Origin of the sequence: Lentzea sp. NPDC060358 (assembly GCF_042725365.1) — a bacterium.
Lineage (GTDB): Bacteria > Actinomycetota > Actinomycetes > Mycobacteriales > Pseudonocardiaceae > Lentzea.
Genome location: NZ_JBHXCW010000328.1, coordinates 1 through 7,006, shown reverse-complemented (window position 1 = coordinate 7,006; position 7,006 = coordinate 1). Strand labels below are relative to the sequence as shown.

Annotated in this window: 6 protein-coding genes; 1 reads left to right on the top strand and 5 read right to left on the bottom strand. The window is 69.8% G+C overall.

Features of this window, described 5'->3' with window-relative positions; genetic code table 11:
- The 5 genes from ACFWGZ_RS37915 to ACFWGZ_RS37895 all read right to left on the bottom strand — a co-directional run.
- Positions 1-818: carbohydrate ABC transporter permease (locus ACFWGZ_RS37915; RefSeq protein ID WP_382456423.1), on the bottom strand; the 818-nt coding region annotated here is incomplete at its 3' end.
- Positions 808-1,695 (bottom strand): carbohydrate ABC transporter permease, encoded by an 888-nt coding sequence (locus ACFWGZ_RS37910; protein ID WP_382456422.1) that lies wholly within the window; start codon positions 1,693-1,695, stop codon positions 808-810. The genes ACFWGZ_RS37910 and ACFWGZ_RS37915, both read right to left, overlap by 11 nt.
- Positions 1,692-2,885, bottom strand: coding sequence for an ABC transporter substrate-binding protein (locus tag ACFWGZ_RS37905; RefSeq protein ID WP_382456421.1), 1,194 nt, complete (start codon positions 2,883-2,885; stop codon positions 1,692-1,694). Before ACFWGZ_RS37905 ends, ACFWGZ_RS37910 begins: the two co-directional genes overlap by 4 nt.
- Before the next feature lie 15 nt (positions 2,886-2,900).
- Positions 2,901-4,496, bottom strand: coding sequence for an FAD-dependent oxidoreductase (locus ACFWGZ_RS37900; protein WP_382456420.1), 1,596 nt, complete (start codon positions 4,494-4,496; stop codon positions 2,901-2,903).
- A 48-nt stretch (positions 4,497-4,544) separates the two neighbouring features.
- The gene (locus ACFWGZ_RS37895) at positions 4,545-5,534 is read right to left on the bottom strand and encodes a LacI family DNA-binding transcriptional regulator (protein WP_382456419.1); all 990 of its coding nucleotides are present in this window, start codon (positions 5,532-5,534) and stop codon (positions 4,545-4,547) included.
- Between the two features lie 597 nt (positions 5,535-6,131).
- On the opposite strand from ACFWGZ_RS37895, the gene ACFWGZ_RS37890 reads away from it, so the two are divergent.
- A complete protein-coding gene (locus tag ACFWGZ_RS37890; protein ID WP_382456418.1) occupies positions 6,132-6,977 on the top strand; it encodes a hypothetical protein in 846 nt (281 codons plus the stop codon).
- Positions 6,978-7,006: the final 29 nt, after the last annotated feature.

Here is a 7,006-nt window from a genome sequence, read left to right as displayed (position 1 = left end):
CAGCCCTTCACGCCCGTGTGCGCCAGCCCCTCGATGAACTGCCGCTGCGCCACCACGAACACCACGAGGATCGGCACGGCCGTCATCGTCGCCGCCGCGAGCTGCACGTTCCACAGCGGACCGCCGTAGATGTCGACGAACTGAGTCAGCGCCTGCGGCAGCGTGAACATGTCCGGCGTCGACAGGTACACGATCGGCTCCAGGTACAGGTTCCACGAGTGCAGGAACGTGAAGATCGCGACCGCGCCCAGCGCCGGCCGGGCGAGCGGCAGTGCGATCCGCCAGAAGATGCCGGCGCGGCCCAGTCCGTCCACGCGCGCCGCCTCCTCGAGCTCGGCGGGCAGCGCGAGGAAGAACTGGCGCATGATGAAGATCGCCAGCACGCACGGCGCCCCGAAGATCGGCACGACGACCAGCGGCCAGTGCGTGTTGGTGAGCCCGAGCGACTGGAACATCTGGAACAGCGGCACGATCGTCACCTCGCTCGGGATGAGCAGGCCCGTCAGCACCACCACGAACAGCACGTTCTGGCCGGGGAACCGGATGCGCGCGAACGCGTAGCCAGCCATCGCCGCGACCGCCATCGTGCCGGCCGTGACGACCACCGCGATGTAGAGGCTGTTCCAGTACTGCTGCCCGAACGGCTGCATCCGGAACACGGTCTCGTACGTGGACAACGTCCACTCCGACGGCAGCAGCGACTCGGAGAAGATCTCGCCGATCGGCTTCATCGACGAGGTGACCATCCACCAGGTCGGGAAGACGAACGGGACGCACAACAGGCACAGCAGGCCGTAGAGCCAGACCTTACGACTCATGGAGCACCCACTTCCGGCGCATCCGCCACTGCACCAGCGTCAGCGCGGCGACGATGACGAACAGCAGCACCGAGATCGTCGCGCCGTAGCCGAAGTGGTGGAACTGGAACGCCTGCTGGTACAGGTAGTAGATCAAGACGGTGGTGGACGTGCCGGGACCGCCCTGCGTGAGCACGGCGATCTGCGCGAACACCTGCAGCGAGCCGACGATCGTGATGATCGACGTGAGCAGGATCGTCGGGCTGATCAACGGGATCGTGATCCGGGTGAACCGGGTCCACGCGCCCGCGCCGTCGATCTTCGCCGCCTCGTACAGCGGTGCCGGGACGCCTTGCAGCGCCGCGAGGAACAGCACCATGTTCAGGCCGACGTTCTTGATCACCTGCACGACGACCACCGAGACCATCGCCGTGGTCTCGCCGCGCAGCCAGTTCGGGCCGTCGACGCCGAAGAACCCGAGCAGCCCGTTCACGCTGCCCTCCGGCTGGAGCATCAGCTGCCAGACGAGCGTCCAGGCGACCAGGGACACCAGCACGGGGGAGAAGAAGAGCGTCCGGAACAACGTGGTGCCGCGCAGCTTCTGGTTGAGCAGCACCGCGAGCAACAGGGCGAGCGAGAGGTTCAGCACCACCAGCCCGGCGGCGAACCAGGCCGTGGCGACGAGCGAGTCCCGCAGCTTCTCGTCCTCCAGCAGCCGCTGGTAGTTCTCGGCGCCGATGAACTCGAACGTGCCGCCGAGGACGTTCCACTCGTTGAGGCTGTACCAGCCGACCATCGCCAGCGGGACGAGCACGAACACGAGGCTGCCGAGCAGGGCGGGCGCGACGAACAGGTAGCCGACCAGGTTGTCGCGCCTGCGGTAGGTCCAGAACGTCACGAGCGCTCCAGCAGCGGCTTGATCTTCGCGCACACCCCGTCGAGCACCTGCGCGACGTTCGCGTCCGGCTTCCACAGCGGGTCGAGCGCGGCGCGGATCGTCTGGTTCAGCTCCTCCTGGCCCTGGTGGCTCGGCTTCACGACGCCCTTGCTGATGCCGTCGATCACGACCGACTGCAGCTGTTCCGGCTTGATCAGCGGGTTGCTCTTGGCCAGCGTGTCCGCGTTGAGCAGCGACCGCCGCACCGGCGGGAAGAACCGGGCGAGCTTCGCGGAGTTGGCCGCGTTCGTGAAGAAGCCCAGGAAGTCCGCGGCGGCCTCGGCGTTCTTCGAGCGCTTCAGGACGCCGACGCCGGCCTGGCCGATCACCGCGTAGTCACCCTTCGGGCCCTGCGGCAGCGGCAGCAGCGTCCAGCCGAACTTGGCGTCCTTCAACGCCCCCGCGCGCGAGATCTGGCTGACGGCCATGGCCGCGTTGCCCGCGAAGAAGTCGACGGTCGTGCCGGGACCGGGGATGGCCCTGTCGGTGAAGATCGCCTTGTGGACGAAGGTCATGGCGTCCTTCATCTCCTGGTCGGCGAACCCGCACTTCTTGCCGTCCTCGCTCCACGCGTTCGCGCCCCAGCCGCGCCAGATCGCCGAGAGCACCGCCCAGTTCTGGTACTTGAAGTCCGGCAGCACGAGGTTCTTGCCCGCCGACGCCGCGACGGCCTGCTCCCACGTCGTGGGCAGGTCCTTCACCAGGTCGGTGTTGACGAAGAGCCCGAACGGCGAGGTGGAGAACGGGTACGCGTAGAGCTCGCCGTCCTTCTCCCACAGCTCGGTGGCGGACGGCACGAGCTCGTCGGCCTTCTCGACCTTCGCCTTGATCGGCAGCAACGCGCCGGACGAGACGAAGTCCGGCGCCGACTCCTCCAGGACCCAGGCCAGGTCGGGCGCGTTGCCGCCGGCGATCTGGGTGGTGAGCGTGGTGGTGTAGCCGTCGGCCGGGATCGAGTCGAACTTGATCTCGGTGACGTCCGGGTGCGCCGCCCTGTACTCGGCCGCGATCTCGTTGAGCAGCTCGAGATGCGCCTCGTTGGCGGTCCACACGGTCATGCGCAGCGACTTGGGGCCGTCGCCGGATGACGATCCGCCGCAGGCGGTGAGGGCGAGCAGCGCGGCGATGACGAGCGCTGGAAGTCGGGACATCTTCGTCTCCCAAACCTAGTAGCCGGACACGTCCGGCCAGCGGAGCTCGACCCCGTCGCGTTCCAGGCGGTGCTGGAAGTCCGCGAGCAGGCCGGGGGTGTTGCGCACCGCGCGAGGGGTGACTCGGTGCGCCAGGCAGAAGTCCGCGAGCGCGCCCGCGACCTCGCCGACGTTCCACTCGACCGGGTGCAGCCGGTGGGAACCGTTGGTGATGTGGGTGGTGCCGATGTTCTTGCCCGCGGGCAGGAGGTTCTCCACCCGCTGGGGGATGAGCGCGCCGAGCGGGATCTCGAACGGGCAGCTCGCGACGTCGAGGTAGTTGTCGCCGCCGGTCGAGGGGTGCAGGTCGATCCGGTACATGCCGACCCCGACGGCGTCGGCGTGCCGCACGGCGCCCTTGTCGCCGCGCACGGCCAGCGAGAGGTCCTGCTCGACGATCGTGCACTCGGCCCGGATCCGCCGCGACTCGCGGATGTAGGGCGCCTGGGCGAGGCCGTCCGCGCTGCCGGTGACGTCGCCGCGCAGGCGCAGGCCGGGGAACCCCGTGCCGCCGTCGGGGCGCGGCGCCTCGGTCTGCAGCCAGTACAGGACCGACTTCGACAGCTCCCGTGCCGCCGCGAAGTGCCGCGCGGCGTCCGGCACGTCGATCACCGGCGACTCGAAGTAGTCGATCATCGGCCAGTTGACCAGGCAGATGTCGCTCTCGTAGGCGCCCTCGACGAAGTTGCGGCGGGCGGCGATGCGGCGGAACGTCCACAGGTTGCCGTCACCGGCGCTCACCCGCTGGTCCGAGACGACGCCCAGCGGGTCGTCGTCGGGGTTCGGGGTGAACGTGCGCTCGGCGGTGCTCAGCGTGCGCGGGTCGGGGGAGCGGAACGACAGCATCCGGTCGCCCCAGTAGTCCGGCTGGTAGGCGCGCCAGAAGTCGTAGCGGGCGGGCTTGTCGATCGTGTGGTCGCCGTCGACGTGGTCGATCGCGAAGCACACCGACATCGCCTGCATGTTGGCCGGCTGGGCGGTCTCCGGCGCGCTCGGCTCACCGGTGTCCAGGGTGGACTCGAAGCCGGTGACGTACTCGGTGCCGGACAACGGGAGCAGCTCACCGGTCTCGGTGGCGTCCAGGACGTACGGAGCGGACAGCTCGATCTCAGCGCCGTCGTGCTCGACGGTGACCGACACGATCCGGTCGCCGTCGGTGCGCGCGGAGATGGGCCGTGCGGGCTGCAGGACGGTGAGCCTGCCGCTGCCGCGGTAGGGCGCCAGCATCGCGTCGATCACGGCGACGGCGACGCGCGGCTCGTGGCAGAGCCTGCTCACGTTGCCCGCGCCGGGGTTGAGCTCGCGCCACGCCCGCGCCCGCGAGGTGAGCGGGTAGTGGCGGCGGTAGTAGTCGCGGATGCCGTCGCGCAGTGCGCGGTAGGAGGCGGTGACGCCGAAGCGCTCCACCCAGCTGTGCTCGTCCGGCGGCACGGCCTGGCTGGTGAGCTGGCCGCCGAGCCACGCGAACTCCTCGGTGAGCACGACCCGGCGGCCGGCGCGCAGCAACGCGAGCGCGGCGGCGACCCCGCCCAGACCACCGCCCACGACGACCACGTCAGTGTTGTGCAGCAACAGGTTCCTCCTGACCGACCCAGCTTCTCGACCGTCCCGGCACCGTGCTCACCCCAGCGTCGAGCCGGCGACGAACTCGCAGGGCAGCAGCTCCTGCGGGGTGGTGCCGTTCTCCAGCACCTCGGTGAGCGCCTGCACGGCCCTGCGCCCCATCTCCCGGCGCGGGATGCGGAACCCGGTGAGGTCCACGTCGCGCGGCGCCGGACGGGTCGCGGCGCCGAGCGCCAGCACCGACAGGTCTCCCGGCACCGCCAGGCCGCGCTCCCGGGCGGCGAGCACCAGGTCGGCGCCGTCGGGCACCTCCTCGGCGAGCACGCAGGTGACGCCTGCGGCCAGCACCTCGCCCAGGTCGCCGAACGGCAGGTGCACGCCCTGAACTCCTTGTGCGGCAACGGCTTGCTCGAACCCGCGCAACCGGTCGGCGGAGGACTCCGCGCCCGTTCCGGCCCCGAGGTAGGCGAACGTGCGGTGCCCGAGGGCGACCGCCCTCTCGACCAGGTCGCGCACCGCCGGGACGTAGTCGGCGCCGATGTGCGGCACCGGGCCGCCCGCGTCGTCACGGCGGCCGATCGACACGAACGGGACGCCCTCGCGCACGAGCTGGGCCAGGTCGTCGCGGTCGACCGAACGACCGAGGAGCACGCAGCCGTCGGCGAGGCGGATCCGGCTGTCGTCGCTGAAGATCCGCCGCTTGCCCCCTGCCGCCCGCGCGCTCGTGAACAGCAGGAGGTCGCAGCCGGCCTCCTCGGCGTGCTCCTCGATGCCCTCGAGGAACGGCTGGTAGAAATCGGCGCGGGTGCTCGGGAAGACCGCCTCGTAGGTGAAGACGCCCAGGATGCGGTTGCGGTGGTCGTGCAGCCGGCGCGCGATCGGGTTCGCGACGTAGCCGGTCCTGCGGATCACCTCCAGCACGCGGGCACGGGTCTCCGGCGCGATGCGGACGCCGCTGTCGGTCCGGTTGTTGAGCACCAGCGACACCGTGGCTTGGCTGACACCGGCCATCCTGGCGATGTCCTGCTGGGTGAGCCTCTTGGCCATGAGCACCTGCCAATTCGAATTGGCAGGGAGTCTGCGACAGCACCCGGCAGGTCGTCAACCCAGTAATAATTCGAATTAGCATTAGCTCTTCACGGTCCGCGCAGGTTCTCGTCGGGACGGTCGCTCGCGCACCCGTGCGGCCGGCCGGGTGGGACCGGGTCCGCGTGGGAGCGCGCGCACCGTTCGGCCACGAAGGTCGTCACGACGAGTTAGTCCACTGTGGACAGATTGGTTCACTCTGATGTCGCAACGCTCTTGGGCATGTTCTCGCTGCTCACGGGGTATTCGAGGGACCCAAACCCCACCGGCTCTACCGCTCACACGCGAGGGAGTGGTTGTGATGGCACACGTGCGTCATTTGGTCGATGCCCGCACTGGTGACGAGTTCGATCAGCCTGTTCCCTTCGGGCTCGTGTACCCGGTCTGCACCGCGGACGGGTCCGCGCCGCCGAGTCAGCGGGGCCGGACGTGGGAGCACCTCGTCGCGTGCGATCGCGAGCTGCGTCCCGCGTCGTGAACTTCGTGTGAGTTGCGCCCGCGCCGGGTATGCCCGGTGCGGGCGACCCATGTCGGGCGCCCGTGCGAAGGGAGCTCGGCATGGACTTCGGGCAGGGGTTGACCGACGCCTGGCGGGCGGTCGCGACGTTCGTCCCCAAACTGGCGGTGTTCCTGCTGATCCTCGTGATCGGCTGGTTCGTCGCCAAGGCGGTGTCCAAACTGGTCGACAAGGTCCTCGAACGCGTCGGCTTCGACCGGCTGGTCGAACGCGGCGGGATCCGGCAGATGCTGGCGCGCAGCAAGTACGACGCGTCGGACCTGCTGGCGAAGCTCGTCTTCTACGCCCTGGTGCTGATCACGTTGCAGATCGCCTTCGGCGTGTGGGGCCCGAACCCGGTCTCCGAACTGCTGACCGGAATCGTGGCGTGGCTGCCCAAGGCCGCGGTCGCGATCATCATCGTCGTGGTGGCCGGTGCCGTCGCCACCGCCGTGAAGGACTTCATCGGCAACGCCCTCGGCGGCCTGTCCTACGGGCGGGTGCTCGCCACCATCGCGTCGGTGTTCATCTGGGCGCTGGGCATCATCGCCGCGCTCAACCAGATCGGTGTCGCCACCACGGTCACCACGCCGGTGCTCATCGCGGTGCTCGCGACCGTCGGCGGCGTGATCGTCGTCGGTGTCGGCGGTGGCCTGGTCCGTCCCATGCAGCAGCGCTGGGAGGGCTGGCTCGGCCGTGCCGAACAGGAGCTGCCGCAGGCCAGGGCGCAGGCCGAGGCCTACCAGCGCGGTCGTGAGGACGCCGTGCGCGCGTCGTCCGAGACCGAGGTCATGGAGCCGGTGCGGCCGGCCCAGCCGGTCGCGGCGACCCAGTCGGTCCCCGCGACGCAGCGCCAGGTCCCGGTGGAGGACCCGGTCCTCGGGGAGCGCAGGCCCGAGGACCGCTAGACCGGGCAGTCGTCCACGGCGGGGTGTGC